Here is a 23,817-nt window from a genome sequence, read left to right on the forward strand (position 1 = left end):
CTGGCGTGTTCACTGACGTCCTTCGTCCGGCCCACCGCGCTGTGGGTGCGGCTGCCCCGGCAGCACCCCTCGGCCGCTGCGAGCAGAGCCGGGACGCGCGGCACGGCTGCGCACCGCGATCGGACATGAATCCGACACTGTCATCTGAGCGGGCGGCACGTTCTGCCTCCGCGATCGTTGAGCGGCCTCAAAGACCAGCGATCACGCTGCGGCCGGTCGGCGACCCCCGCCACCGCGGCCTTGACCGGATCGTGCCGGATCGCCGGCGAGGGCATCATGTGCCCCGCCCCAGGCTGTGACAGCCCGGTTCTGTGCGGGTGTCCGTGGCGTCCTGACCGGGCAATGCGCGGATCCGATGGGCCGCCGCTACCCGGGTGTTCCTCGATGACCACGACGGGCAGCTGCAAGCCCGCGACCTGCATGACGGACACCGGTCGCGTCCCATCCCGCGCCCCGGCGCAAGACCGGGCCGCGCTACGCGCGCTCGCCCCAAGGGGTGAGTCTTGCGCCGCTTCTGCGCGGGATGCGGCAGCACGGCGCCCGAACGGCGGGCTCCCCTGCTCGACGTGCAATTGACGCACCCGCTACGTGAGCTGCTTGAGGGCAAGATCGGCCGGAGCCGCGGACGAGGAGGCCGGCCAGATCGTGATGGCCGTGGCCACGATCAGAGCGCTGCCAGACCTTGTACTTCTACAAGCAAACACTCCTTACGCAAGGCTCTTGTACTCAGGCAAAAAACGTTGCATGCTTCTCGCATGGCTTCACATGAGGTGCTTACTGATCTCGCAGCGATCCGCTACCCGATGCCGGTCGTCACCGAGCACGACGAGTCCACGTCAGAAGCGTTCGACGCTGCGGCCGCCGGCGTCGAGGAAGCCCGCGCCGCGTTCGTGGAGAGCCTGGACGCGGCATGGAACGCCCACGGCCCCGGTTTCGATCCTCTGCTGACCACCATCGAGGACCTGGTTGCGATCAAGAAGGACGCCGACACTCAGATCCGGCTCCTCCTCGCCTATGGCCGCGCCTACGTCGCCCCACGCCCCTACACCCTGGAGAGCCTGGGGCAGGCCGCCGACCTCAGCCCTTCCGGCGCCAGCCGCGCCTTCGGAGCCGACGAGGTCGTCGAGGTCGGCGATCGCACGGGCCTGCGCCCGCCCGCCGCCACGATCGAGGACTACGACCGCGCCGATCGCCGGCTTGGCCAGGCCAGCCGCACCCGCTGCACCTGGGGTGGCGGCGACCGCAACAACCCCTGCCCTCACCCACCCAAATACACCGTCACCGACAAGTCCGGCACCCGCTGGGCCTGCTGTGACCACGACCTCCCCCGCTACCTCGCCTCGCGACCCCGGCGCTGAACCACCGCCAAGGTGGCAGCCCCCGTCCACCGGGCCTGTCGAAGGCAGAGCCGGCAACGATGAGCCGCCGATCAGCGCCCGGTCAACAGGTGACCTGCCGAGTGCCTGGGTGAGTAACGAGCATCGCGCTGCAGGCCGCTCTCACACCCAGCTCGAATATACTTTGTAAAGGCGTCCGGACCGCACAGCGATCCACCCTTTCACGCATCAAGGGAACGGGCTTCGCCCGTACGTCCTCTACCAACAACAGGACCTGGCTCGCGTGACGTGCTGGAGGTGGAGCTCGCCAGCGCGAGCACGGCCGTCAAGATCGGGCCGTACGGCATCCCGCCCACCGGCGGGCTCGCTCTGCTGGACTGGGACGCCGTGCTGCGCGTAGCGGCCGCGGCCTACGACCGGGCCGCCGCGCACCTGCGCGAGGACCCCGACGAAGCCGGGACCATGCCGTGACGGACCTGCTCACTAGGTTCCGGCCCGCCGTCGGCGGTGCTTAGCGTTTGTCTGCAGCGCAACGATGAGCGCCACCTACTGCTAGCTGCCTCGGCTGGCGAGTCCGCGCTCGGGTGGTCTGTGCCCGGGGGCAGCTGGCGTCATGGGGGAAGGCGGTTGCGACGGTGGAGGTGGGCTCGTCAGGGAGTCGATGGCCAGCTGGGCCCGAGCGTCACGGAGTCCTTCATCGGCTCAAGAGGGGCCGCCCTGGACTGGTCGGGCTGGTCGTGGGGTTCGACCAATCGGTGATGGCGGTGACCTGCTCCGCCGAGACAGCGCCAGCGGCCGAGCGCTCGTGCCCATCGTCGGGCTGCGTGGTGGCTGGTTCGGTAGTCGATCACACCGCGAGACCTGCCATGGTGCAGGGCGAGGTCAGGATCTCGACTGTGGCCGAGGACATCTGCTCGCCGTACAGCACCACTGCGGCGGCGGCCCACAGGGCGTCGGCCAGGAGCGGATCGGTGGGGCGCTGCCAGGCGGCGAGGCGCGCTGGGCGACAGTGTGGCCACCCGCATCACGGTCGAACTTCTGGAAGGCGGCGATGGCGAGGACGGCTACGCCGGCTCGCGCGACGTGCTCGATGTTGAGATCGCGGGCGAGAGCGTGGCCGTCCAGAGCGTACGGCACGGCACCCTGCTCACCGACGGGCTTGCCCTGCTTGCCTGGGATGCTGTGCTGCGCGCGGCGGCCGCCGCCTACGACCAGGCGATCGCGCACATGCGCGAGAAGGCCGAACCCGGGACCACGCCGTGACGGTTCGGCTGGTCTGGCCCCCGAACCCGCCGCAAGGGTGGCGGGATCGGCCGCGGCTGCTGGAGCTGCCCGTGGTGGGCCTTGGCCAAGCCGGGATCATGGGGACGAGCGCGGTCGAACGTTTCGGGGCGTGGAGGCGCGGCCTGGAGTCACGGGTCGAGCGCTTTGGCCTGGAGCCCGAACAGCTCCAAGCACTCACGGGCGCCGTCGACTGTGATGCCGGGCATTCGGTGCTTCGCCCACGCGGCCGCGTCGAGGAGCATGCGGTGCTCGACGACTCTTCGCCCGTCTTCGGCGTAGGCGTGGCGTCCGTTGCCGGTGTAGCCGAGTTTGCGTGAGACCCGTTCGGAGGCGGTGTTGCCGTCGACGTAGGAGGTGTGGGCCTCCACTGCGCCCAGGTGTGCGAAGGCCAGTTCCAGGACGGCGGCGCGTGCCTCGGTCCCGTACCCGTGGCCTTGGCGGGTGCGGGTGATCCAGGAGCCCGTCTCGATGGTGCGGGCGGTCGCGAAGTCGGCCGCCCACATGTTCTGCAAGCCGACTGCGATGCCGTCGAGGCGGATGGCGAGCTGGAGGTTCCAGCTTTCCGGCCGCCAGTGCGCGAGGGCCCGCCAGTGCCGCTGCAGCAGGTGCCGCTCTCGCTGCGGTGACGGCTCGTACAGGTAGGCCTGCTGAAAGCGGGGCTGGGCTTCGGGTTGGAGGTCGCCGGAGGCCTGGGCCAGGTGGAGCAGGTCGTCGGTGTCGGGGATGGCCAGCTCAAGGCGGGGGGTGGTGATGCGAAGGGCGAGCAGTGGCCACAGGACCGCCAAGCCGCCACTCATCGGCCGGTGCTCCTTAGGCGTTGCCGTTGGGTTCGTCGCTGCTGTGGCGGATGCTCGCGAGCGGCGGCAGTTCGGCGATTCGCTCGTGCAGGGCGCGGGCTTCGGCTCCGGGGTCGCTCGCCGCGGTGAGCTCGCGGTCGAGGGCGCGCAGCCGGACCCTGGCCGTTTCGCGCAGGGACTGCGCCGGGATGGTGTCGAGCACTTCGCCGGCCAGGGCGGCGGCGTCGGCCCCGCGGCGCCGGGCGGCCTCGCCGCGCGCTTGCAGCAGGACGGCTGCCGCCCAGCCGGGGCGGCCGTGCGGGATGTGGTCCTGGGAGGCGAGGGCATGCGCGCGGGCCTGGTCGTGGTCGCCGACGAGCAGGGCCGCCTCCCCGAGATGCAGCAGTAGTTCGGCGGTGTCGAACCCGAACCGGCCCGGCTGGTCCCCGCGCGGGTCGGCGGCCATCTCGTCCTGCGCGCGGCCGGCCAGCCGGGCGGCGTCCGAGCGGCGGGACGGCCCGAACGCGGCGGTCGCGCGCAGCTGCCCCCAGGCGATGATCTGGGCGCGGCGCAGCGGCGTGGTGGCGTAGTCGAGTGCCTCGCCGGCCAGGTCGAGGGCGTCCTGGTGGCGGTTCTGGGTGTAGGCGGTCATGGCGTGCGCGCCCAGCGTCCAGCAGATCAGGTCGTGGTCGTCGACGGTGGCGCCCAAGCGCGCGGCGGTGGCGAAGTGGATCTGGGCGGCGGCGTAGTCGGCCACGTGGAAGGCGGTGTTGCCGACGAGGGCGGACAGCCAGCCGGCCAGGCGGCGCAGTTCGCTGCGGTCGGCGTCCGTCTGTGGCCGGCGCAGCATCTGCGTGACGAGCGTGCGGGTGCGGTGCACTTCGGTGGCCAGGAGCGCGGGCGGGAAGGCGGAGTAGCGCAGCGCGTAGTAGCGCACCGCGGCCTGCAGCGCGTCGCGGGTGGCGGGGCCGCCCGCGGGCCCGTCGGCCTCCACCGCGAGCTGGACGGATTCACCTACGGCGGTCAGGGCGGCGGACTGGTCGTCGGTCATTGCGTGCCTCCCATGTGAGGCACCGTACCCTGATCCGGCGCCGGGCTGGAGGTGCATCACCGAAGTGCGCTTCCTCGACAGCCCCAGCTTGTCCGCTGTTGTCCCGTACAGGGTGCACAGCAGGGCCGCGTACTCGGAGCCGACCGCGATGGTGCCGTGTTCCCACCGGCACAACATGGCCGGGTTGAGCGCGGGCGGCGCCAGCTCCTGCTCCACGTACAGGGCGGCGATGCCGTCGATCGCCTGCGGCCGGGACCAGCCGTAGGCGAGCCGCCACGCCTCCAACGGCTGCATCTGCGGAAGCTCGGCGCAGATGGTGTGGGCGATCTGGTCGACCCTCCAGCCGGCGCGTTGCCCGCGCCTGCGGATGCCGCCGGCAGCGCGCAGCAGTTCCGCTCGCCGGGCCCGGCTGAGTGCGGCCATGGCTGACGCCTCCCACTGCACCACCGCCTCCCCCACCGTAGCGACGCCGCTACGGTGGCGACATTGCCGCCGGAGGCAATGTTGCGGACCAACGCCGGCATTGATGCGGACACAGCTCCAGCCGGACGGTGGAGGAGAGCCGCCCTGCTGCGCAGACCGGCAGCGGGGGCGGCGATCATCCTCACCCCAGGAGGGCCTCATGACGGCCACCACCCCCGAGCGCTACCAGGCACCGCAGGGCGGATGGCGGGACCCGCGCTCGTTCGTCGACCCGGACGTGTGGGAGCGCCAGATCGCGCTCCTCGTCCGCGACCAGCCGTGGGACACGGTCATGGCCGAACGGTGCTTCGGCCAGGCGATCGCCTACCTCATCACCGCCATGGAGAAGCACGGCCAGCGGCTGGAGATCGGCTGCGGTCCGCTGATCGACCGCGCGGTGCACGGCTTCATCCTCGACACCCGCAACTACCGGGACTTCTGCGCCAAGTACTTCAACGGCGAGTTCCTGCACCACGTCCCTGAGATCGCGTTCAAGGTCGACGGGTCGGTGCAGAAGACCGCGCACGTCGTGGCCGGTAACGGCTTCGAGGTGGACTGGTCGCTGTGGGAGGCGGACTACGCCAAGTGCACCCCGTGCGCGCCCGGCACCGACTGCCACTGACCACGCCTGATCGCGGCACAAGGGCCGGGAGCGTCACGCGTTCCCGGCCCTTGGCCATGCACGGGCATGGGGTAGGTGAATCCCCGGTGATCATCGAGGGTGGCGCGCTAGCGTGACGCGGGTCCTGTCCCTCGCGTCCCAAGGTGCCCGCCATGCCCACCGAGCCCGCCAAGCCCGACCGGCCCGCCGTCACCGACCGCGTCGCCTACTGGGACCGCTACGCCACCGGCATCCGCGCGGCAGAAGCGCCGGAGATCGCGCTGAAGAACGCGTTCGGCTGGACACAGTACGAAGGCCACGGCCCCGGCGACGAGCTGCTCGGCGAGCCCGCCACGGCGCTGGAGCTCGGCTCCAGCCGCGGGCACGCGGTCGCCGCGCTGGCCACCAAGGGCATCGACGCGACCGGCGTGGACCTGTCATCGGTCCAGATCGAAGGGGCTCGCCAGCAGTGGGGCCACCTGCCGAACGCGCGCTTCGTGCACGCCGACGTGATCCCCTTCCTGACTGAGAGCCGGCGCCGCTGGGAGGCGATCTACTCGATCTTCGGCGCCCTGTGGTTCACCGACCCCGACCAGTGGATGCCGCTCGTGCGCGCACGCCTCTCCCCTGGTGGCAAGCTGGTGTTCTCCTGCGCTCCGGCCGTGCCGGGCACCGCCGGCGTGCAGGGCATGTACGGGGCGGGCTTCACCGGCCCGCAGGTGTGGATCTACCGGTGGACCTACGAGCCGCAGGTGTGGGCGCGGATGCTGACTGGGGCGGGATTTGGTGAGGTGACCGCTCGGGTGGAGCCGGCCCCGAACCCGGAGAACGTGGGGACGCTGATCGTGCAGGCTCGCGCGTGACAGTTGACAATGGCATGACCGGCCCGGCCACCCCGGCCACGCCGTACTCCTGCGTCAAGATCCGCACCGGCGCCCTGGTGTTCTGCGGCGAGGACGTCGCGCTGATCCGCCGTGACCGGCCGACCGGTTCGCACTACACCGTGCCCGGCGGCAACGTGCACCCCGGGGAGGACCTGCTGGAGGCCCTGGCCCGGGAAATGGCCGAGGAACTCCGCCTCGAACTCACCGACGCGACGCCGCCAGAGCTGTGCTGGATTCAAGATCAGATGGTTACCAGACCCGGCCCTACCCCGCCCCCGCGCAAGCTCCACATGATCTTCCGGTGCCACATCGCGCCGGAGGTACGCGCCGGCCTCGCCTCAGTGGAGCATGATGAACTGCCGGACGGCGGCACCGAGCTGGGAATCGTCGAGTGGGTGCCCTACGGCCGGGCCGAGCATCTGCCCCTGTTCCCGCTCATCGGGAGGGCAGTGAGCGCGTTGGCCAGCGTGGATGCGTCGCCGGGGAACCCCTACCTGCCGCCCATCACCGATGCAAACTACGTGTGGAAGTAGAGGCTCACTCGTCTGCCCTGCCAGGTTGGTGACGCCGCCTCCCAGTTCCGGCCGTCGAAATGGTCCCTCCAAGTGCTGAAGGTCACTGGTCGCCGCCGCGAAAGACCATCGTGCGCGGCGCGGCCACCTGCACCGAACGGATACCCTGGCGTCCACCCCCGGCAGCCCGCAGACGTTCTCCTCCTCGTTCGACCTGCCCAGAACGGGCGGCACGCTGGACTGGTCGACGCCGAACGGTGTCACCCGCTCGAAGATCCCCACCAGCAGGTACGGCAAGGCGGCCGTGATCAAGCCGATCCTCGACGCCATCACTGACGACGAGGGCCGCTAGGCGGCGGACCCAGGCGCCTGCCCCAAGGTGCGGCCGACCCGCTCCGCGCCCTCATCGCCGCGCGACCTGGACGGGCAGTTCCACGGGCCGCGCGGCCGCGATGCGCCGCCGTGCCCCGCGAGCCCCGCGGTGAAGGTTCCAGGTGTGGTAACCGACCGGGGCGGCGCCTTCGCTCAGGTGGGTTCGTGCCGCCCCGCCGAGGTGCTGTACCGCGACACGTGCAGTCCATCACAGGAGGTGATCAGCGCCGCCGGGAATCGCCAGCGTGAGTGCTGGTCAGGCTCTAGGGGTGTGCCACGACAGGCTGCTTCCCCCTGCATGGAGGCTGTCATGGGTGAGCTGCCCCTTGAGAAGCTGGACGCTCGGGAAGAGTTCGCGCCCGGTCCGCCCGAGATCGTGGCTTCGCAGCGCTCCTTGTCGCTTCTGGACATGCGCCTGCTGACGCTGCTAGATGGCCTGAAGGCTGAGTGGACACAACGCCGCCCCCTGTCGAGCGCCGTGATCGAGTCTTCGCCTCAGCTCGTCATCGTCTACCTGGAGTCCAAGCAGGATGCAGTCGCTCTTGAGCGGGCCAAGGACGCGGTCCGCCACCTTGGCGGCCAGATCCGAGAGTCCACGCAGATCGTTCGGGGAAGCGTCTGGCAAGCGTTCGTCGCCGTCTTCAAGCGCGAGATGAAGACTGAATTGGCTGACAGGGCAGGCGGATACGGTGCAGCCCTCAACAACAAGGCCAACGCCGAAGCGCTGCAGATCATGCAACGCTCGATGCGGGGAGCGCAGACCGGCCTGGTGCAGTTGGGGAACCTGCTGGCTCTACGGGTCGACGGCGTTCCCTACGGTGTGGAACTGACGCCGGTGCAGGTGCGGCTGATTCATTCGCGGCCGGACCTTCAGCGCAGCCCCGCCGAGGTGCATGCGCTCCTTTCGGAGGTGGCGTGGCCGCTCTGGAGATCGAGCATGCGACGGCGACCGAGCAGGGGCCGCAGAGCAAGATGGGCTGAGCCGAGTGGCGCCGCTGGCTGTTCGGCGCGTCGTCCTCTACAGCGTCGATCGACGGGAGCCGGCCCGCCAGAGAACTTGCGGTGGGTCCGTGGTGTAGGCGTGCTGCACGACCACGGCGTCGTGCGTGATGTCCGTCGTGAGTGATGTCCATGGTGGCGGCAGGGAAGGCGAAGGCCATCCGACCGTCGGCCAGGTCGACGTGCGCCTCGGTGAGGGCGTCGCCCAGGATGGGGTCCACCGCGTGGTGAGTCATCTGCAGCTGGATGCGGCGGCCACCCGTTGCGCTATGCCGGTGCGCAGCTGAGATGCCCGTTCCTGCGTGACCACGCCTTCGTCGACAGCGGACCCTGGCATCACTGCGGTGGCCGGCTCGACGTCGTCCAGGTCACGCTCGTCGACGTCTGGCGCAAACAGGTAGTTCGTGCGCCGCCCTGCTGGGGTGAGGGGCGCGTTGGGATGTCCGGGCACCGCGCTGCGGGGTTCAGTCTCTGATGAGGGCGAGGACCTGCGGGCGCAGCCCATGGAAGCCGCGCCTGGCGAGGCCTGCCGCGGCTGGCCATGCGGGATTCGTTACCTCGTTTCGCCCCTGGTTGCGGAGTACCCGGGTCGTCACGTAGACCCCTGGCCTCTCGCCGAGCGCCTTCTCCAGCCGCTCCAGCGAATCGCAGTCGGTCGTGGTGTAGAAGGCGTGCACCTCGTAGTGGTCGGCGACGTAGGCAGCGCACTTGCGCCCAGCGCGGTCGCGTGGCGTCACGTGGACGATCGGCGAGTAGGTTCCGTGCTGCCGAGGCAGCGCGTATTCCAGTGCGCGTTTCAGTTCAGATGGCAGACCCAACCGGTACGTGGCCATGGCAATCTCTTCCGTCGAAGGGTGCAAACTGGAGGCTTGGCGGCGGCCTGCGACATGACCGGCGAGCGCGGTTGCTTCAGCGTTCTGCCTGGTCAGCATGGTTACCGTAAGAATTAGAATAGCGCAATAAGCGATAATTGGCAACCATTAATTTCTTAATAGAATGCACCTTGATAAGCGCCTAAGTAATTAGCGTTTTACGCTGAGAATGCCGTTTCGTGCGACCTCTAAAAGGACTAAACGAAGCGCGCCCCGGACGCCAGGCATCCAGGGCACCAACGAGGTGAAACACCACATCTAGGCCAAGGCCGGGTACACCGCGCTGAGCAAGAAGTACCCGGCCACGGCCAGTTGAACAAGCCTCCCGCCGCGCAGCCCGCCGCCACCACCCCCTCGGAGTCGTTATGACCGCCTCACCGCCAGTGCCTGGAGCGGCTGCAGCCCCTGGCCCGGAGTTTCGCGCCGGGTTGCCCGCGCTGCGTCATGCGCAGGAGGCGTTGTTCGGCGCCCTGTCGGAGTCGATGAATCGCGACGGCGTGTACGCCGAAACCGCGTGGCGGCTGGTTAAGGCTTTGTCCTTCCTGCTGGATGCCGCCGACCGCGACACCGCTGACCCCACGGGCCTGATGGGGGACCTGACCGAGGTGGGCGACTCTGCGGCTGCCGTGGCCGCCCGCGTTCGCGCGCTGCTGGCCGCTGCGGTGCCGGTGCTCGACCTGGCCTGCTTCTATGACGACAACCGCCTCAACCGTGCCGCGCTGGGTGACAGCGTGGCCACCCGGGTCACGGTCGAACTGCTGGAGGGCGGCGGCGGTGATGGCGGGTACGCCGGGCCGCGCAACGTGCTCGATGCGGAGCTCGCCGGCGCGAGCATGGCGGTCAAGAGGGTACGGCACGGCGTCCTGCCCACTGGTGGGCTTGCCCTGCTCGACTGGGACGCCGTGCTCCGCGCGGCAGCCGCTGCCTACGACTGGGCCACCGCGCTTCTGCGCGAGGAGCCCGAACCTGGGGCCGCGATGTGATGGACCTGCTCGTTCGGCCCGAAGCCGCTGCACGGCCAGCGCCAGCGTCTGGATGATCAGTGGGTTCGCGATCGCCCGGTCCCTGGGCGGTTGTACGGCGGCCATCTGCGTTCGTCCACCCATGCGGCGGCTCGGATGGCAATGTCGACTCGAGACAGGGGGGATCGTCATGGAGGGAGCCCGCAAGCGGGGATGTACCAGCGTTGCCCCACTTCGGGATGAGGTGCGGCAATTCCTGGCTGTCGGCGTGGTCGTAGCGCTACTGTCGGTTCACATGACGCGGTGCGCCGTAAAGCGCTCAGAAGGCATCGCGGCCGTGGGACATCACTGCCGTAGAGACATCTGTGAGCTGCTACCGGCAGCGGCTGTGCTGGAGAGAAGTCCGTATCCCCGATCATCGCGGCACGCGAAGCGCACGCAACTGGACGCGGATGCCTGCCCGTTGGGGAAGACTCCGTCCTTCGGGGCGTACAGCGCAAGTGCCAACTGCGACTGGGTGCCGGGCGGAGGTCGTCATGGCGCCATCACGTGATCGCCGCCAGGCGGCTGAGGAGGATCCACGGAGCCAGCGGTTCACCTACGAGCGGTCTGTTGTCAGCGCGGAGGACCCAGCCATGATCGGCATCGTGCTGATCCGCCTGATCAAAGAGGCCAGATTGGACGGCGAGTGGGCCTACACGATACGCACACGTCAGCCGGTGGATGGACGTGGCGGTGAAGTCAGCGAACCCTTCAGCGGGTTGCTTCCCGCGGCCTTGACCGCCGCGATCTGCGACCGCAAGGCAGTCGATTACTGCGAGCTCGAAGCGGATGATGTGACCGTTGAGCTCCTGGGCTACGTAACGGACTGGAGCCGCCTGCCTTCTCCGCTGACCTCGGAGCAGAAGAAGTGGCTGCGGTACTTTGCCCCCGCCATAGCGGACGAGTTACGAGATGAGCCCGCCCCGACCGATTGGCTTCGTCAGCGGTGGACCTGCCGAGCGGGCACGGTCGGCGATCCGTGACGCCTCTTTCGGCGGGTAGCTCACCTGCGAGAGGTTGACTGCGTGCGTGCCAACGACGGAGCCGCCGCTCCCTCGTGTCCGTTTCGCACGTCTACCCGTGTGCACTGCCCCCTGAAGCAGCGGCTGGCCGCTGGCCGTCCTGGACCGCCGCCTGCTGGCCGTGCTCAGCCCCGGTGGCCTGCGAGCCGCCTCACAAGCCGATGGCGGCCTTCGGTCCCATGTAGGAGCCGGCGCCGGGGAAACCGGCCTGGGCCAGCTCGGTGAAGCGCTCGGAGAAGTGCAGCGTGGGCAGGTCGGTGAGCTTGACGAACTCGACCCCGCGAATCGGGCGGGTGTCGGCGCCGACGGCGATGTCACCCACGGCCCCGCCGGTGCGGGTCACCTCGAAGGTCACGTGGACGACGTTGGCGGGCAGGTGATCACACAGATACAGCAGGCGGCCCACGGTGACCTCCAGCCCGGTTTCCTCCCGCATCTCGCGGACCAGCGCGTCCCCGAGCGCCTCGCCCGGCTCGGCCTTGCCGCCGGGCAGCGACCACGACCGCCTGGTGTCGGTGTCCTGGTTGAGCAGCAGCATGCAGTCGTCCTCGATGAGAACGCCGGTCACCCGTACGACCTTCATGCAGGCAACCTACTCCTGCGAGCAGTCCAATGACCGAGTGTGACGTGCAACGGGTCGTGATCGCCGCGGGCACCCGGGTCCCAGGAGTGGGCCCGCTACCTGCCCAAGGAGTTCCTCCCGGTCCAGGGCAGCCCGGCTTCGTCCACCTCCTGGAGGAGATCGCCCGCCTGGGCCCCGCAGACGCCCTCATCATCGACCACCCCTACTACGACACCTTCACCGCCTGAGCCCGCGAGGCGTTCGGACCGCACGGGCACCAGCGCTATCCCCGCCCGGCCGGTCTGCCCCAAGCCGGAGGCGACCCGGCCGAACACGTGACGGTCGAGTTCATCGCCCAGCACGGCTCTTACGGCGACCTCACCTGACTGCTGAGCCACCAACCACTACGCGCGATCGGCTCCCCTCAGCGGTGACGAGGAACTGCTGCCGGCCTTCGGCGACAACCTCTACCCGGCGGCCAACGCGCTGCAGACGGTGTGGCAGGCACCATCCGGCGTCGCCGTCCTGGCCCGCGCCTACAACCCTTGCCTCGCCCGCCACCGCGGCGTCATCGTCAGCCGCCTGCAGCCGACCGGCCATCACATCATGACCGGCCTGATCGAAAAACTAGCCTGGCCACCGCCCGCATCTGGGCCGTCCTCCGTGCGCTGGCGCAGGCCGGCATGCTGACCCTGGCCGACAAGGGCTACCAAAGGTGCCGGAGGCCCGGTCGCGAGGCCGTACAAAGGCCGCAACAAGCCGCTGTCGCAGAAGGCGGCCAACCGCTCCCACGCCCGGCTCCGCGGGCCTGGCGAAGGCGCCAACACCCAGCTCAAAAGCTGGCGCATCCTCCGCAAGCTCCGCTGCTGCCCGCACAAGGCAGGACCGCTCTGCAAGGCGATCGCCGTCCTGCAGAACTACGACCTCACCCACGAACCTGCGTTCCGCATAATTCACCTTGCCTGGAGGCACGAAACATAGGATGAGCTGCAGGTTTTCCATCGACTGCCCGAATCGTTCGTTTCTCTAGGAGTCCACAACAGTCCAGGTCAGCAACGCGGTCGATCGGGCCGAGGGGCCGACAATGGGCCGAAGAACAGCGGTGGCAAATCCCTGCAAGCAGGGGCAAGTTGCCGACCTCCGAGTGGCGTGTGGCATCGACGCCCTATCGTCGATGCTGCGGCGGTCCGGGCCAGGACATGGGTCAGATTCCGAAGAGAGCGCCGTATGGCCTCTCCACCTGCGGAAATGCCAGAGCCTAGAGAAACGGCCTGTGGCCGCCGAGAAGGTGAAGCCACAGGCCAGCAGGCATGCCGTCGCTCCAGAGGTCCCGAATTACGCGGAACGCGGGACGAACGAAAGGCCTCAATGATCGTTAACGTGCGGGAACTTCTGGATCCACAAGCCACCTCGATAGCAAAAGTAGCGACTAGTTGCGATAGGTCGTCGCGGGTGCAGGCGAAATTATCAAGGAGAGATCCGCCCCCGAGATGGGAGACAAACGCACTGTCTGGCGAATCGTAGCCTTTCCGCATGGTCTTAGTCCGCAGTTTGATGCCTTGGGCAGGCCGGATTCCCCGTACCATTCCTGTCCTTGCTCTCCCGCCAGCTCTATTCAGGTATTTCACTCTCCGTATTCATTCCAGCCTAAATGTTCGGTGCGCCGATATAGCAGAGATCGGGGTTCTCTGCTCTTCTTCTCGGGATGGCACGTCCCGTCATTGGCATCAGGATCCCGTACCTCTTTTCCAGCTTCGGGCTCCTCTTGACTGAATGGGTCGAAATGTTCGCCCGGCATGAACGCTGATGACGCCGGCTCGCTTTCATCTTCTTGTTGCTGAATGCTGGACCCTTCAATATCCATCTTGGATCTCCTCAGCGAAGGCTCTTCTACTCTAGATGCCTGCGCCCGGACAGCCCCCTCGCTCGCCTCGACCGACCCGGACTCCGCGGCGGTGCGGCTGGGCGTCTTGTTACATCTGACCTTCGACGGCTGCCTGTTGCAGCTGCCCGTCCAAGGAGAAGCTCCGCGCTCGGTGGGGTGTTGAAGGTGGCCGCTCTCAGCTGCCGATCGGCGGCTCGTCTGGTTGAGGATTGGCATGGCCAACACGGATGCCAGGGCGCGCCGGGAGTGCGCGGTCACGTAGGTGGCACCTCTTCCTGGGCGGTCAGGTCGGCTTCGAGCTGGTAGGCGGCGTGTCCGCCGAGGTCTTGGTCGGGGTGGTTGTAGCGCATGGTGGTGGCCAGGTTGGCGTGCCGGGCGGCGCGTTGCACCTTGTCGGGGGCGAGGCCGAGGGCAAAGGCGTGGGTGATGAAGGTGGAGCGCAGCATGTGCGGGTACAGCTCTGCGGCGCGCTCTTTCGGGATGCCGCCCAGCGGGGCGGCCTGGCGCAGCGCGTCGCGGACCCACCAGCGGTCAATGGGCCGGCCGCCGGGCTTGCTGAACAGCAGCTCCGTGGCGGGCCGGTCTTCCAGCAGCGGCTTGAGCAGATCCGTGGCCAGTTTCGGCAGCGGCAGCAGTTCCTCAATGCCGCCCTTGTTGCGGAAGGACACGGTCAGATGCCGGGCGCCGTCGAAGCCGACGATCCAGCGGATGTCCCCCACGGTTAGCGCGGGCAGGGAGCCGCTGCGGGTGCCGAGCCCGGCCAGGATGGCCACCGCGGCGGCCGCGTCCGGGCGGCTCTTGGCCAGCTTGCGCAGCCCGTCGCGCAGCTGCCCGGCCTCGGCCTTGGACAGGGGGAAGGTGCGGCCCGTGCGGGGCGTGGGCGGCGGTTCGACGTACATGGCGGGGTTGTGGCCGGTCGCCCGGCGCCGGTGGGCGTAGTGGAAGAAGCTCCGCAGCGCGGTGATGCGTTTGGCGACCGTGGCGGCCGACAGCGGGGTGCCGGGCTTGCGCACGCCGTGGCGCAGCCGTCCGCTCAGCGCGTCGTCCTTGTAGGCCTTGAGGTGATCCTCGGTGACGGTCAGCAGTCCTGCTGGGCGTCGCGCGGCGTCCAGCGTGTTCAGCCAGACCAGGAACCCCGACAGGCAGCCCAGGTAGGTGCGACGGGTCTCGGCGGTGTCCTGGTCCTGCAGCCAGGTCACCGCGGCGTGCCAGGCGGCCGGTTCGAGCGCGTCGACGCGGTCGACGTCGTGCCCGGCCACCTCTCCCCCATCGCCGCGCCGGCGCCGTGGCGACAGCCCGGCGATCTCGCCGACACTGCGCACCAGCGCCCGCGGCGGCGGAGGCGCCGCCTGGCCGAATCGGCGTCCGGCGACCTCGGGCAGACCCGCGCCCGTCCCGACGTAACCGTTGCTGGTGTGTTGGCCGCTGTCGGGCCGCAGGATGGCCGTGGGCTGCAACGGCTCGCCCTCGTCCTGGCTGGCCAGGTCCGCGGCACCGCGATCATCGGCGGCGAGGGAACCGGCTGTGCCCTGGCCAGGTGGCGGCGCGCTCGGCGTGAGGGCGTCGGAGGGAACACCGGCGGAAGGGAACGGATAGGTCCGTGAGGTGGTCATGATCGTGCCGGCGTTTCTGTTGTGCTGGGCAAGGGGCGGCCGATGGGCCGCCAGGCGTGGCCGGGCAGCCCTACGCGGAGCGCGTCGACGTTGTCGGCGAGGTTGATGCCGCCGCCGGTGATGACGGCGTCCACGCCGCGCAGCGCCTGCTGTTCGCGCCGGTAGCCGTCGGTGAGGGCGATACCGAGGTAGACCAGACCGGCCCCGTCGGGCAGGGTCGACTCGATGACGCGATCGCTCGCCGCGCTAACGCACCAGGCGTGGTCGAAGGCGAACGGCACGCCGTCGGCCACCACCATGCCTTCGACGTACAACAGGTCGGCGTGCTCGTCGGCCAGGCGGCTGGCGGTGGCGAAGCACGTGCCCGGCGGGCCGACGGTGAAGCGGGCCGGCCGCGCCGCCGGAGTGAACAGGCGCCCGTAGGCCAGGAGCAGCTCGGCCAGGCTGGCGCAGCTCCAGGTGCCGCGCTGCCCGGCATGGGCAGAGCGCCACAATCCCACGATCATGCCGGCCTGCTGCAGCAGCCGTTGTTCCGCCGCGCGGCTCATGAGGCCTGCTCCTGGACGAGCGCGGTGAACGCGCGTTCGCGCTCAAGGTCGCGCTGCTCCTGCACCGCATCAGGGGTGCGGGGCGGCATCCGGGTACAGGCCACGCGGATGCGGTGGCCGGTGTCGGGCTTGAGCCGCCAGTTGGCCAGGGAGGGGCTGTCCAGGATGACCTCCCAGCCGTCGTACGGCGCGGCGAGGTAGGCGGTGATGGACCCTTCGACGGTGGCGGCCGTCGTCGGATCGGTCAGGGCGTCGAAATGCGGGGCGAGCGTCTGGACCACCTGGCGGGCGTAACGGGCATGATCGGCGGCACGCTGATCGGATCGGCGGATCATGGGCGGCTCCTTGACGGTGTGGGGAGATGAGCGGGCGTCGATGCCGGCTCTGCGGGCGAGGGATGACGATGCGGCTCCAGCAGACGGGCCGCGGCCGGGGTGCCCACCCGCGGGGCGCTCGCGTGCACCTGCGGCGCGAGTTCCCAGCGCTGCCAGCTGGCGTCAGGTTGTTCGGCCAGGGGATGGCCCTTGTGGCGCAGGTCGGCGCGGGTCACCTGCGCCACAAGCAGGCTCGGCGACAGTCCCTCGCACACGGTCAGCGACAGCAGGGCGCAGCGCCGGTGCAGGCCGGCGTCGGTGACCAGTTCGCCATCGGTGTTAGCCAGGACCAGTGCCTGGACCGGCAGGCCGAGCCCGCAGACCTGGCAGAGCCACTCGTGCTGGCAGGCCAGCAGGCGGCCACCATGGATCTGCGCCCAGTACGCCACGCGATCGAGCACGGGCGTGACCCACGGCAGCGGCAGCCCATCATGCTGGGGACGGGGCCAGCCGGCCGGGCAGGCGTCGACGCCGGTGGCCTGCTCGGCCTCGTCCTGCAGCCGCCACACCTGGCCGGGTGGAGGTTCTCGGCCCGGCGTAGGTCCCGCCTCGGTGACGGGCCCGGGCTGCGACGGTGGAGGTGTGCTCGTCATGGGGCTCCGTCTGCGGCAGGGCGCGAACCGGCCCGGGGCGATGGGGGTGCAATGACGCTGCCGGATGGTTTAGCGGCCGAGGAGAGCACCGCGTTGCCGGCATCAGTGACCAGGTAACGCATGGACGGCCCAGGTGCAGGCAGCTCCAGCCAGCCGCGCTCGAGCATCGGCATCCACCAGTCGCCGCGCGGGTCCGGCACGCCGGGCTGCGGCTGCCGATCGGGCAGCACCTCGATCTCGGGCGGGTCCAGCCGCGCGCCGGTGTGCTCGTCGAAGAAGCGGCCACGTACCCACAGCGTCAGGTGACCCTCGTCGATGTCCCGGAGCGTCCGGCGCAGCGCCTCCTCCGCGCGCGGGCCGAAGCGAGGAGGGGTCATGGCCGCCACCTGTTCGCCGTGGCGGCAGCCCACGGGCACGCCGCGCAGCCAGCGCTGGACCGCCCGGCCGGCGGTCGCGACCACGCCCTGCTGTGCACCGGCCATGCCGCCCTCATCGTGGTTCCTCTTTCCGCTCGGTCAGCTGCTCCTGGCGGCGGGCCAGCAGGTCGGTCAGGCTGGCGTGCAGGGCCGGCCAGTCGCGGGTGTCGGGGTAGACGGCCTCGGCGGGCAGGTTCCCGAGGATCAGGTCCATCCGGGTGGGCACGTGCTGAGGGCCGACCACGGCCAGCCAGCCTGCGCAGAGCCGCATCGGGTGGGCGGTGCCCGGCTGGTCTTTGTGGCAGGACATCACCGGCTGCTGGTCGGCGCGCGCGTCGTCGTCGGGAGTCGCGTCGGCCGTGCGCACGCCTTCCTCGGCCTGCAGCAGCCGGGCCATGTCCTGCTCGCTGAAGAGGGTCAGGTCGGCGTCGGCGCGCCACGGGCACGGGCGCCGGCCCCCGCACGGGCGGCGGCGGAAGTCGTAGTAGCCCTGGGGCCCCGGTACCAAAACGGCCGTGGGTGTGCCCCCCGGGCCGCAATCGCTCACCGGCCGCAGCACGCCCGCAGCGGCGCGATCACCTTCGGGGTTGTGCCGGTCCGGGCGCCGGGTCACTGGAACGCCGCCGCGGTGAACGCGACACCGTCGTCGCGGAAGTCCGGGGTGCGCCAGCCGAACCGCCGAAACCGCGGGTCGGTGATCTCCTCCAGCAGCTCCTGCACCGAGATCTGGTAGCCGGACTCGGCCCAGAGGGTGATGCCGGGCTGGGCCAGCAGGTCCCGCCAGGCCGCCATGGTGGTCAGGCCGAGCTCGGGATGGGCGCGCATGAGGAAATCGCAGTGCGCCCGCGCTTGCCCGACGTGCAGGCCTTCAGGGTCGGCGGTCAGCGCGGCGGCGAGCGCGGGGCCGATCGTTGGCGAGCCGGTGGCCCGGGCGTAGAAGTTCACGCTCATATACGCGGTGCTCCTGTCTGCGGCTCCTGCTGAGCCGCGACTTCGTCGATGCCAGGGGGCGGGCCTTCATGATGGGCGGTCCCTCCCGTGGGCGGCCTTCAGCCGACCGGCGCGCATGTGGAGCTCGCCGACGGTGGTCTGCAGGGAGCGGGTGGCTCATTGCTGTCCCCGGCGGCTGCCGGGCCGTAGCGGGCGCTGTCGTCATACAGTCCGTTCATCGTGGGACCAGCCACCTCAATTTCATGGGCGTTCGCCACAGGCTTTCAGCGCATTGGTCACATGATTGCAGTGCTCAGATGGTGCCGAAGTAACTCATAATGCTCGTTTCTGCCCTGCATGATCTTCATGTCTACGATCTCGCGTCTGCCTGAGCTGGCCTTGGCGCCGGCCCCCACACCGCAGCGGGTGCAGTGTCGGCCTGCTGAATTCCGCCATGCATGGCATGGATGGGGCCTGGACTGCCGCCTTTTCGCCCTTCTGTCCGTTGCCTGGCTGCTGGCCAACGCAATAGACGTGACCGATCCCATTGCAAGTGGGATGGCTAATGACACCCTGACCAGCGGGTTCGTCACATAATTGCAGCGGCTGGTCCACCACATCGCCGCCTCCGTTGCGCCAGGGGTTCCGCACGATCTTCTTGCCATGAATCTGCCAGTTCTCGCCACGAGGTGTCAGTGGCTGCCCTGCGATGTCAGCGCCCTCCTCCTGCACCTGTCGGCGCATCGCCACCAGGCCCACCGTCCCGACCTGCGGCTGAGGGCGGCGGCCCTTGCCCGAACGCGCACCGGGAACAGCGGGGTGCGCTGACACGATGTGGCAAAAGCCCAGGACGGGTTCGCGGCCATCGGCGTCCGGTGCCGCGACGGTGCCGCGCGGGATTTTCGGAAAGGGCTTGTCGGGTCTTGAGCTGCGGCGTAGCGTGACGGGCAGGTGGCGCTGTGCGCCGCCGCTCGATCGCCTGAAGGGCCTTCCGCCGCCGCCTCGTGCGGCCCGCGGGAAGGACGGCAGGGGGTTCTCCCCCCGCTGGCGGAGTGATGACAGCCTCCGCCGGTGCCAGGCAGAGGATCGGGCGGCGCGTGCGAGCACCGCCGCGGCGAAACTGGCCCGTGTTGATCTTGAACTGGGCCGGGCCCGCATAGCCACCCTTATCGCTCCCTCCTTCCCCTTGAATCGCATGCTTTCACAGAAGGAACAATCTGTGAAGCCTTCTGATTGTCGAACGCGGAACGCGAAATAGCTGTGCGTTGTCTGTACGCTAAACAGATTGATCTTGAGGTACGCTCGATGCATGATCGTCGACGAGGCGGAACCGGCGGCCAACCCGGGGACAGGGGCCGGCGAGGAGCTGCGCTGCGGCAACCCGGGCTGTGCGGAGCTGTGGGCCACGCCGGACGGCCTGCCCCGGCCCCTGGAGTACGGCGGCGCCGGCCGCAAGCCCAAGCACTGCTCCCGGCGCTGCACCAACGCCGTCAGCAACGCCCGCAAGCGCTCCCACGACCAGCGCCGCACCCAGCTCCAGTCCACCTTCGCCGCCACGGTGGCTGAACACCGACCCGCCTTGAGCGCTCTGGCCGACACCGTCAGCGCGCAGTTGGCCGCCGAGGTCGCGCTACTACGCCGCATCGAGACGGAACTGCTAGAGCGCGTCGCCGACCTGGAGGAGCAACTCGTAGACGAGCGCGCGGCCGCAACAGAAGCCGAGCGGCGCACCACCGCCGCCGACGAACGCGCCCGCACGACCGAGCAGAACGCGCGAAACGCCGTTGAACGGGCTGCGGCCGCCGAGGGCATCGCGGCGCAGGCCGCCGCCGCGCAGCGCACCGCCGAAGAACAGGCACGCTTGGCCGAACACCACGCTGAGGCGGCAGAGGAGCGCGCGGACGCCGCCGAGGAACAGGCGCGCACCGACCGCGCCCTCGCCACCCAGGCCAACCGGCAACTCACCGAAACGGCCAGTCGGCACGCCGAACAGCTCCGGCAGCTGCGTGCCGAGCATGGCGCGGCCCTGGCCGGCGAACGGGAACGGGCCGCCGCGGCAGAGCGCGAGCTGGCCGCCCTGCAAGAGCGTCACCGCGCCGGCGTCGCGGAGCTTCAGCGGCTGCGCCACCGCGCCGAGGAGACCGTAGCCGCCGCCGAGCAGGCACGCGCCGAAACCGCCACGCTGCGGGCGCAGCTACACGCCGCGGAGGAACGCAACGCCGACCTCGCCCGGCAGGTGGCCCAGGCTCGCCACGAGGAGAGCGAAGCCCGCGATCTGCTGAAGGTCCACAACAGCCGACTCGAGGAGGCCGAGCGTGCACGCGACACCGCGCACGCCGCCCAGCGAGCCTCCGAGCAGCACGCCGAGCACCTGCAGCAGAACCTGACCCTGCTCCTGCAACGCCTGCCTGTCTCCACAACCGAACCGGGCATCCCGCCCGGCGAAGGCACCCAAGCAGAGCATTAACGTCGCTTCGTCTCGGTGAGGCCGTGGCGATCGACGGGGGGCAGGGCCGTACCCTGGCCAAAGACTCAGACTCCGTGAGCTCGGCGATCACCTCCTCGGGGCTCCGCTCCCGAAGGTTTCCCCAGCCGCCAGGTATGGATGGGGCCCCGCTCGGGTTCGAGCGACCAGCCCCAAAGTAGCTCTCCGTAATCGCCGCTACGGTCTCAGGGAAGTCGAGGGCTGGTCGGTGGGATTGCCCTCGACGGCGGCTGTGAGGGTTTTGTGGACGACGCCGACGGAGACCTTTACTCCGGCGGCGATGGTGCGGATGGATTCCCCGCGCCGACGACGGTCGAGGATCGCGGCGCGTTTGTCGTCGTCGACCACGGGGCGGCGGCCTCCGACCTTGCCTTGCTTTCGGGCGGTCTCCAGGCCGTTCTTGGTCTTGCGGACGATGTCGCGGCGGCGGTCCTCGGCCAGGGCGAGGGCCAGGTCGAGGATGAAGGAGCGTTCGGTGTGGTCGCCGGCGCCGATGCCCTCCAGTACCTTGACGCCGACGCCCTGCTGGAACAGGTTGTTGAGGACGATCAGTCCTTCCAGGAGGTTGCGGCCGAGCCGGTCGACTTCCTGGACGGTCAGAAGGTCGCCTTCGCGGATGTAGGACAGCGCGGTAAGGAGGTCGGGCCGGTCACTGGTGGCGAGCTTGCCGCTGGCCTTCTCCTCGATGACCTTCAGGCAGATCGGATCGAGGGCGTCGTGCTGCCGCTGGGTCTTCTGTTTGTCGGTGCTGACCCGGACCAGTCCGATGAGCGCCATCGCGAAGCACCTCCGTTCATCCTGTTCATCAAACGTCACGCGCGAGGTACCTGAACGGTAGCAGGGGACGCCGGAAGATGAACGGCAAAATGAACATCCGAACCGGACACGGCGCACGGAGTTCCCCGTTCGGCCGGGTGTCCTTGGTTGCGTTCGTCAAACCCTCGTTAGATGAACGCGCCCGACATGGCTACGGATCGTCTGCGCCTGGATACACCGCGCGGCTTCACCCGCTGGCTGCCTTCTCCAGGCTGGACTCTGCCCGACGGGGTTCGGCCTGGCTGATCAGGCGCTTGCCCAGCCGCTGCGCCGGCATCTCCACCCATCGCCAGGTCAGCGCGCACAGGCCGAGCAGCACCGCGTACACCGCCGCCAGCAGCGTCAGGCGTGCTGCCACTGGTACGGCCGGCGGGTTCGGCAGAAAGTACTCCACGCTCTCCAACAGCAGCGGGTGCAACAGGTAGAGGCACCCCTGCCCCCGCCCACCCGCCGCGGCGGCCGGCCTCGCAAGTACTGCTCCGACACCTGCCGGTGGGCCTTCGGCCGGACACGCGCCAGACGCTGGCGCCCGCTCACCCAGCGCCACCAACGCCAGGACGACACCCGCAAACAGCGCCGCCATCTCCGCATCAGGCCGAACACCTCGCCCAGGCAGCCGGGAAACTGGCCCTCGACCTGCACGCGGAAGACCTCGCGCCCCCCACCCAGCAGACCGGCTGGACACCCGGCCCCATCGCCGGCTACACCGCCGCCGCACTGCCCCTGCTCGCTCACGCCCGCACCGTCCTGGCCGCGGCCGTCACCGCGGACCGAGCGGCTGGCGCCTCCTGGGATGAGATCGCCGTCGTACTGGACGTCAGTTCGGACACCGCGGCCCGCCACCACCGCATTTGATCGCAGGGCCCGCGTGTCAACCCCGACGTTCGCTTAGACCGGGACCTGACCTTCGGCTGAGGTGGGCGAGGAAGTTTGTTCCTACGGTCACTCCCTATGCGAATGGAATTGCACCTACGACTGCTCATCACCGTAGCTCTCCTCGGCATCGGAGCGGCCGTTGTCGGCCTGCTGTCCCCCGGCGGGCTGGGGAGCGCGGACCCGGTACGGGTCGTCGGCGGCGCCTCCGCCGACCTGTATCGGTGGGTCGTCGAAGTGGTGGGCGGAGCGGCCGTGGAGATGGACGTCGCCTCCGACGGCGCTCTGGTGGTGCTTGGCCTGGTGGTGGCCTGGGTGGGCTTCGGGACGTTGCAGCGGCGAGACGGGTTTGGAGTCGTGGGGATCCGTCGAACTGCTGGGCCGTATCCGCTCCGATCGGGTGATGCGCCGCCCGGCACCCTCGCGCGAGGAGTTCCTGCGAGCCCACCCCCGCGGTGGGCGCCCGCCCAAGCACGGTGGCGAGTTCGCCCTGGCTGACCCGGCCACCTGGCCCGAACCCGCGGTGAGCACGATCACCGACACCACCCACTACGGCAAGGCCGAAACCCGCGCCTGGGACCGGATCCACCCCCGGCTTACCCACCGCGCCGCCTGGCTCGACCACGAGGGTGCGCTGCCGCTCATCGAGGGCACCTTGATCCGCCTAAAGGTCGAGTACCTGCCCGGCGACCGTGACGCTCCGCCAGTCTGGCTCTGGTCCTCCAAGACCGGAGCCACCAGCACGGACGTGGATCGATGCTGGCAGACGTTCCTGCGCAGATTCGACCTGGAGCACGTGCGCCACGAGGCGCTGCATAACCGAGTGGAGGTGAGAGACCTTCGCCCTCGGGCCGTCGCAGCGGCCTGGGTGAAGCAGGGGGCAACTCGTCCCGGGGAACGCCGGGAACGGGTGGAAAGCAGCCCCGACAACGCCGGGGCGGGTCGGCACTGCCAGACGGCCCGGGTTCGGCAAGCGAGGCCGGAAGGTGTAAAGCGAGTGAACCAGTGGGTGACGCCCCGTAAGAGTCGAGCCGGCTCGAACCTGGTGGATCAGGGCCGGTGTGCAGTGCGTGACCACGCCGATTTGGCGCGGTCAACTCCGAAGCCGTATGTGTTCGATGGCGGGGAGGCCACGCTGAAGGTCTGCGGCGTAGGCGTGGCGAGGCTGCCGGGGTATAGCTGGGCGCCTAACCGGCCAATCGGTTGTGTGGTGAACGTGGGAACCGCCCGCGGTCGCCCATCTGCTCGGGCAGCCAGCCCGGCCGATGGGCAGGTCCGTTGCCGACTATCGGCCGTGGGGCGGGGCGGAGGCCCCGTAGTAGTTCGAGCAGGGGAAAGCCCTGCACATGGCCAAGGGGCCAGCAAGTCGGCAGTGCGGATGCTGGAATGCCAGGAGGACGCCGGTGAATACCGACGCGCTGGAGCGGGCCTTGCTCAAGGCCGAGCGCCGGGTACTGGAGATCCAGACCAAGCTGCACCGGTGGGCGGCCGAAGACTCGGCTCGCCGGTTCGATGATGTCTTCAACCTCGTCTGCGATCGGGCGTT

At 69.5% G+C, this 23,817-nt stretch carries 27 protein-coding genes and 1 pseudogene; 14 read left to right on the forward strand and 14 right to left on the reverse strand.

The window, feature by feature from the left end; genetic code table 11:
* Positions 1-755: 755 nt before the first annotated feature.
* From HD597_RS02050 to HD597_RS02060, 3 genes are all read left to right on the forward strand, one after another.
* Complete coding sequence (locus tag HD597_RS02050; protein ID WP_253739936.1) at positions 756-1,358, forward strand: hypothetical protein; 603 nt, start codon at positions 756-758, stop codon at positions 1,356-1,358.
* A 267-nt stretch (positions 1,359-1,625) separates the two neighbouring features.
* On the forward strand, positions 1,626-1,808 hold the full coding sequence (locus HD597_RS02055) for a hypothetical protein (RefSeq protein ID WP_253739937.1): 183 nt from the start codon (positions 1,626-1,628) through the stop codon (positions 1,806-1,808).
* 540 nt (positions 1,809-2,348) lie between these two features.
* On the forward strand, positions 2,349-2,600 hold the full coding sequence (locus tag HD597_RS02060; RefSeq protein WP_253739938.1) for a hypothetical protein: 252 nt from the start codon (positions 2,349-2,351) through the stop codon (positions 2,598-2,600).
* Between the two features lie 149 nt (positions 2,601-2,749).
* Here HD597_RS02060 and HD597_RS02065 read toward each other — a convergent pair whose 3' ends face one another.
* Both HD597_RS02065 and HD597_RS02070 read right to left on the reverse strand, forming a co-directional pair.
* Positions 2,750-3,418 (reverse strand): GNAT family N-acetyltransferase, encoded by a 669-nt coding sequence (locus tag HD597_RS02065; RefSeq protein ID WP_253739939.1) that lies wholly within the window; start codon positions 3,416-3,418, stop codon positions 2,750-2,752.
* Between the two features lie 13 nt (positions 3,419-3,431).
* Positions 3,432-4,871 carry an NsdA family TPR-like regulatory protein gene (locus tag HD597_RS02070; protein ID WP_253739940.1) on the reverse strand — a complete coding sequence of 480 codons (1,440 nt, stop codon included), beginning with the start codon at positions 4,869-4,871 and terminating at the stop codon, positions 3,432-3,434.
* Positions 4,872-5,070: 199 nt separating this feature from the next.
* On the opposite strand from HD597_RS02070, the gene HD597_RS02075 reads away from it, so the two are divergent.
* The 5 genes from HD597_RS02075 (at position 5,071) to HD597_RS02095 (ending at position 8,565) form a co-directional block, all read left to right on the forward strand.
* Positions 5,071-5,532 carry a glycine-rich domain-containing protein gene (locus HD597_RS02075; protein ID WP_253739942.1) on the forward strand — a complete coding sequence of 154 codons (462 nt, stop codon included), beginning with the start codon at positions 5,071-5,073 and terminating at the stop codon, positions 5,530-5,532.
* Positions 5,533-5,684: 152 nt separating this feature from the next.
* The gene (locus HD597_RS02080; RefSeq protein WP_253739944.1) at positions 5,685-6,374 is read left to right on the forward strand and encodes a class I SAM-dependent methyltransferase; all 690 of its coding nucleotides are present in this window, start codon (positions 5,685-5,687) and stop codon (positions 6,372-6,374) included.
* Entirely contained in the window at positions 6,371-6,928 is a 558-nt protein-coding gene (locus tag HD597_RS02085; RefSeq protein ID WP_253739946.1) for an NUDIX hydrolase, read from the forward strand. Before HD597_RS02080 ends, HD597_RS02085 begins: the two co-directional genes overlap by 4 nt.
* A gap of 661 nt (positions 6,929-7,589) precedes the next feature.
* Positions 7,590-8,405: a hypothetical protein gene (locus tag HD597_RS02090; protein ID WP_253739947.1), complete on the forward strand. Its 816-nt coding sequence runs from the start codon at positions 7,590-7,592 to the stop codon at positions 8,403-8,405.
* Positions 8,398-8,565: a hypothetical protein gene (locus tag HD597_RS02095; protein ID WP_253739949.1), complete on the forward strand. Its 168-nt coding sequence runs from the start codon at positions 8,398-8,400 to the stop codon at positions 8,563-8,565. The genes HD597_RS02090 and HD597_RS02095 overlap by 8 nt, the downstream gene beginning before the upstream one ends.
* Before the next feature lie 177 nt (positions 8,566-8,742).
* Here HD597_RS02095 and HD597_RS02100 read toward each other — a convergent pair whose 3' ends face one another.
* Positions 8,743-9,210, reverse strand: coding sequence for a hypothetical protein (locus HD597_RS02100; RefSeq protein ID WP_253739951.1), 468 nt, complete (start codon positions 9,208-9,210; stop codon positions 8,743-8,745).
* Positions 9,211-9,578: 368 nt separating this feature from the next.
* Between HD597_RS02100 and HD597_RS02105 the strand changes: the two genes are divergently transcribed.
* Both HD597_RS02105 and HD597_RS02110 read left to right on the forward strand, forming a co-directional pair.
* Positions 9,579-10,133 carry a hypothetical protein gene (locus tag HD597_RS02105; RefSeq protein ID WP_253739953.1) on the forward strand — a complete coding sequence of 185 codons (555 nt, stop codon included), beginning with the start codon at positions 9,579-9,581 and terminating at the stop codon, positions 10,131-10,133.
* Between the two features lie 614 nt (positions 10,134-10,747).
* Positions 10,748-11,137, forward strand: a complete 390-nt coding sequence (locus HD597_RS02110; protein ID WP_253739955.1) for a hypothetical protein — start codon at positions 10,748-10,750, stop codon at positions 11,135-11,137.
* Between the two features lie 190 nt (positions 11,138-11,327).
* On the opposite strand, the gene HD597_RS02115 is transcribed toward HD597_RS02110, so the two are convergent.
* A complete protein-coding gene (locus tag HD597_RS02115; protein ID WP_253739957.1) occupies positions 11,328-11,759 on the reverse strand; it encodes an NUDIX domain-containing protein in 432 nt (143 codons plus the stop codon).
* A 29-nt stretch (positions 11,760-11,788) separates the two neighbouring features.
* Between HD597_RS02115 and HD597_RS02120 the strand changes: the two genes are divergently transcribed.
* Together HD597_RS02120 and HD597_RS02125 are read left to right on the forward strand one after the other, a co-directional pair.
* Positions 11,789-11,986, forward strand: coding sequence for a hypothetical protein (locus tag HD597_RS02120; RefSeq protein ID WP_253739959.1), 198 nt, complete (start codon positions 11,789-11,791; stop codon positions 11,984-11,986).
* Positions 11,987-12,346: 360 nt separating this feature from the next.
* A pseudogene (locus HD597_RS02125) lies at positions 12,347-12,719 on the forward strand (transposase family protein); the annotation flags it as partial.
* Positions 12,720-13,362: 643 nt separating this feature from the next.
* On the opposite strand, the gene HD597_RS02130 reads toward HD597_RS02125, so the two are convergent.
* The 8 genes from HD597_RS02130 to HD597_RS02165 form a co-directional block, all read right to left on the reverse strand.
* Positions 13,363-13,602, reverse strand: coding sequence for a hypothetical protein (locus tag HD597_RS02130; protein WP_253739961.1), 240 nt, complete (start codon positions 13,600-13,602; stop codon positions 13,363-13,365).
* 275 nt (positions 13,603-13,877) lie between these two features.
* Positions 13,878-15,236 (reverse strand): tyrosine-type recombinase/integrase, encoded by a 1,359-nt coding sequence (locus HD597_RS02135; protein WP_253739963.1) that lies wholly within the window; start codon positions 15,234-15,236, stop codon positions 13,878-13,880.
* Positions 15,233-15,784, reverse strand: a complete 552-nt coding sequence (locus HD597_RS02140) for a hypothetical protein (protein WP_253739965.1) — start codon at positions 15,782-15,784, stop codon at positions 15,233-15,235. The genes HD597_RS02135 and HD597_RS02140 overlap by 4 nt, the downstream gene beginning before the upstream one ends.
* Positions 15,781-16,119: a hypothetical protein gene (locus HD597_RS02145; protein ID WP_253739967.1), complete on the reverse strand. Its 339-nt coding sequence runs from the start codon at positions 16,117-16,119 to the stop codon at positions 15,781-15,783. The genes HD597_RS02140 and HD597_RS02145 overlap by 4 nt, the downstream gene beginning before the upstream one ends.
* Positions 16,116-16,751 carry a hypothetical protein gene (locus HD597_RS02150; protein ID WP_253739969.1) on the reverse strand — a complete coding sequence of 212 codons (636 nt, stop codon included), beginning with the start codon at positions 16,749-16,751 and terminating at the stop codon, positions 16,116-16,118. Before HD597_RS02150 ends, HD597_RS02145 begins: the two co-directional genes overlap by 4 nt.
* The gene (locus HD597_RS02155) at positions 16,748-17,233 is read right to left on the reverse strand and encodes a hypothetical protein (protein WP_253739971.1); all 486 of its coding nucleotides are present in this window, start codon (positions 17,231-17,233) and stop codon (positions 16,748-16,750) included. Before HD597_RS02155 ends, HD597_RS02150 begins: the two co-directional genes overlap by 4 nt.
* A gap of 7 nt (positions 17,234-17,240) precedes the next feature.
* Positions 17,241-17,675, reverse strand: coding sequence for a DUF6283 family protein (locus HD597_RS02160; protein WP_253739973.1), 435 nt, complete (start codon positions 17,673-17,675; stop codon positions 17,241-17,243).
* A gap of 101 nt (positions 17,676-17,776) precedes the next feature.
* The gene (locus HD597_RS02165) at positions 17,777-18,118 is read right to left on the reverse strand and encodes a hypothetical protein (RefSeq protein ID WP_253739975.1); all 342 of its coding nucleotides are present in this window, start codon (positions 18,116-18,118) and stop codon (positions 17,777-17,779) included.
* 1,288 nt (positions 18,119-19,406) lie between these two features.
* Here HD597_RS02165 and HD597_RS02170 point away from each other — a divergent pair.
* Positions 19,407-20,564 (forward strand): coiled-coil domain-containing protein, encoded by a 1,158-nt coding sequence (locus tag HD597_RS02170; protein WP_253739977.1) that lies wholly within the window; start codon positions 19,407-19,409, stop codon positions 20,562-20,564.
* A gap of 195 nt (positions 20,565-20,759) precedes the next feature.
* On the opposite strand, the gene HD597_RS02175 is transcribed toward HD597_RS02170, so the two are convergent.
* A complete protein-coding gene (locus HD597_RS02175; RefSeq protein ID WP_253739979.1) occupies positions 20,760-21,359 on the reverse strand; it encodes a recombinase family protein in 600 nt (199 codons plus the stop codon).
* Between the two features lie 226 nt (positions 21,360-21,585).
* On the reverse strand, positions 21,586-21,792 hold the full coding sequence (locus tag HD597_RS02180; protein ID WP_253739980.1) for a hypothetical protein: 207 nt from the start codon (positions 21,790-21,792) through the stop codon (positions 21,586-21,588).
* Positions 21,793-22,620: 828 nt separating this feature from the next.
* Here HD597_RS02180 and HD597_RS02185 point away from each other — a divergent pair.
* Positions 22,621-23,787 (forward strand): transposase, encoded by a 1,167-nt coding sequence (locus HD597_RS02185; protein WP_276082661.1) that lies wholly within the window; start codon positions 22,621-22,623, stop codon positions 23,785-23,787.
* Positions 23,788-23,817 lie beyond the last annotated feature (30 nt).

Source organism: Nonomuraea thailandensis (genome assembly GCF_024172165.1).
In the GTDB taxonomy this organism is placed as follows: domain Bacteria; phylum Actinomycetota; class Actinomycetes; order Streptosporangiales; family Streptosporangiaceae; genus Nonomuraea; species Nonomuraea thailandensis.

Bases quoted from the DNA above. Each gene is read 5' to 3' on its own strand.
- HD597_RS02090 (WP_253739947.1), top strand. From the start codon at position 7,590: ATGGGTGAGCTGCCCCTTGAGAAGCTGGACGCTCGGGAAGAGTTCGCG.
- HD597_RS02140 (WP_253739965.1), bottom strand. From the start codon at position 15,784: ATGAGCCGCGCGGCGGAACAACGGCTGCTGCAGCAGGCCGGCATGATC.
- HD597_RS02050 (WP_253739936.1), top strand. From the start codon at position 756: ATGGCTTCACATGAGGTGCTTACTGATCTCGCAGCGATCCGCTACCCG.
- HD597_RS02155 (WP_253739971.1), bottom strand. From the start codon at position 17,233: ATGGCCGGTGCACAGCAGGGCGTGGTCGCGACCGCCGGCCGGGCGGTC.
- HD597_RS02175 (WP_253739979.1), bottom strand. From the start codon at position 21,359: ATGGCGCTCATCGGACTGGTCCGGGTCAGCACCGACAAACAGAAGACC.
- HD597_RS02150 (WP_253739969.1), bottom strand. From the start codon at position 16,751: ATGACGAGCACACCTCCACCGTCGCAGCCCGGGCCCGTCACCGAGGCG.
- HD597_RS02135 (WP_253739963.1), bottom strand. From the start codon at position 15,236: ATGACCACCTCACGGACCTATCCGTTCCCTTCCGCCGGTGTTCCCTCC.
- HD597_RS02070 (WP_253739940.1), bottom strand. From the start codon at position 4,871: ATGGCCGCACTCAGCCGGGCCCGGCGAGCGGAACTGCTGCGCGCTGCC.
- HD597_RS02120 (WP_253739959.1), top strand. From the start codon at position 11,789: ATGACCGAGTGTGACGTGCAACGGGTCGTGATCGCCGCGGGCACCCGG.
- HD597_RS02110 (WP_253739955.1), top strand. From the start codon at position 10,748: ATGATCGGCATCGTGCTGATCCGCCTGATCAAAGAGGCCAGATTGGAC.
- HD597_RS02075 (WP_253739942.1), top strand. From the start codon at position 5,071: ATGACGGCCACCACCCCCGAGCGCTACCAGGCACCGCAGGGCGGATGG.
- HD597_RS02165 (WP_253739975.1), bottom strand. From the start codon at position 18,118: ATGAGCGTGAACTTCTACGCCCGGGCCACCGGCTCGCCAACGATCGGC.
- HD597_RS02100 (WP_253739951.1), bottom strand. From the start codon at position 9,210: ATGCTGACCAGGCAGAACGCTGAAGCAACCGCGCTCGCCGGTCATGTC.
- HD597_RS02170 (WP_253739977.1), top strand. From the start codon at position 19,407: ATGATCGTCGACGAGGCGGAACCGGCGGCCAACCCGGGGACAGGGGCC.
- HD597_RS02130 (WP_253739961.1), bottom strand. From the start codon at position 13,602: ATGGATATTGAAGGGTCCAGCATTCAGCAACAAGAAGATGAAAGCGAG.
- HD597_RS02065 (WP_253739939.1), bottom strand. From the start codon at position 3,418: ATGAGTGGCGGCTTGGCGGTCCTGTGGCCACTGCTCGCCCTTCGCATC.
- HD597_RS02145 (WP_253739967.1), bottom strand. From the start codon at position 16,119: ATGATCCGCCGATCCGATCAGCGTGCCGCCGATCATGCCCGTTACGCC.
- HD597_RS02115 (WP_253739957.1), bottom strand. From the start codon at position 11,759: ATGAAGGTCGTACGGGTGACCGGCGTTCTCATCGAGGACGACTGCATG.
- HD597_RS02080 (WP_253739944.1), top strand. From the start codon at position 5,685: ATGCCCACCGAGCCCGCCAAGCCCGACCGGCCCGCCGTCACCGACCGC.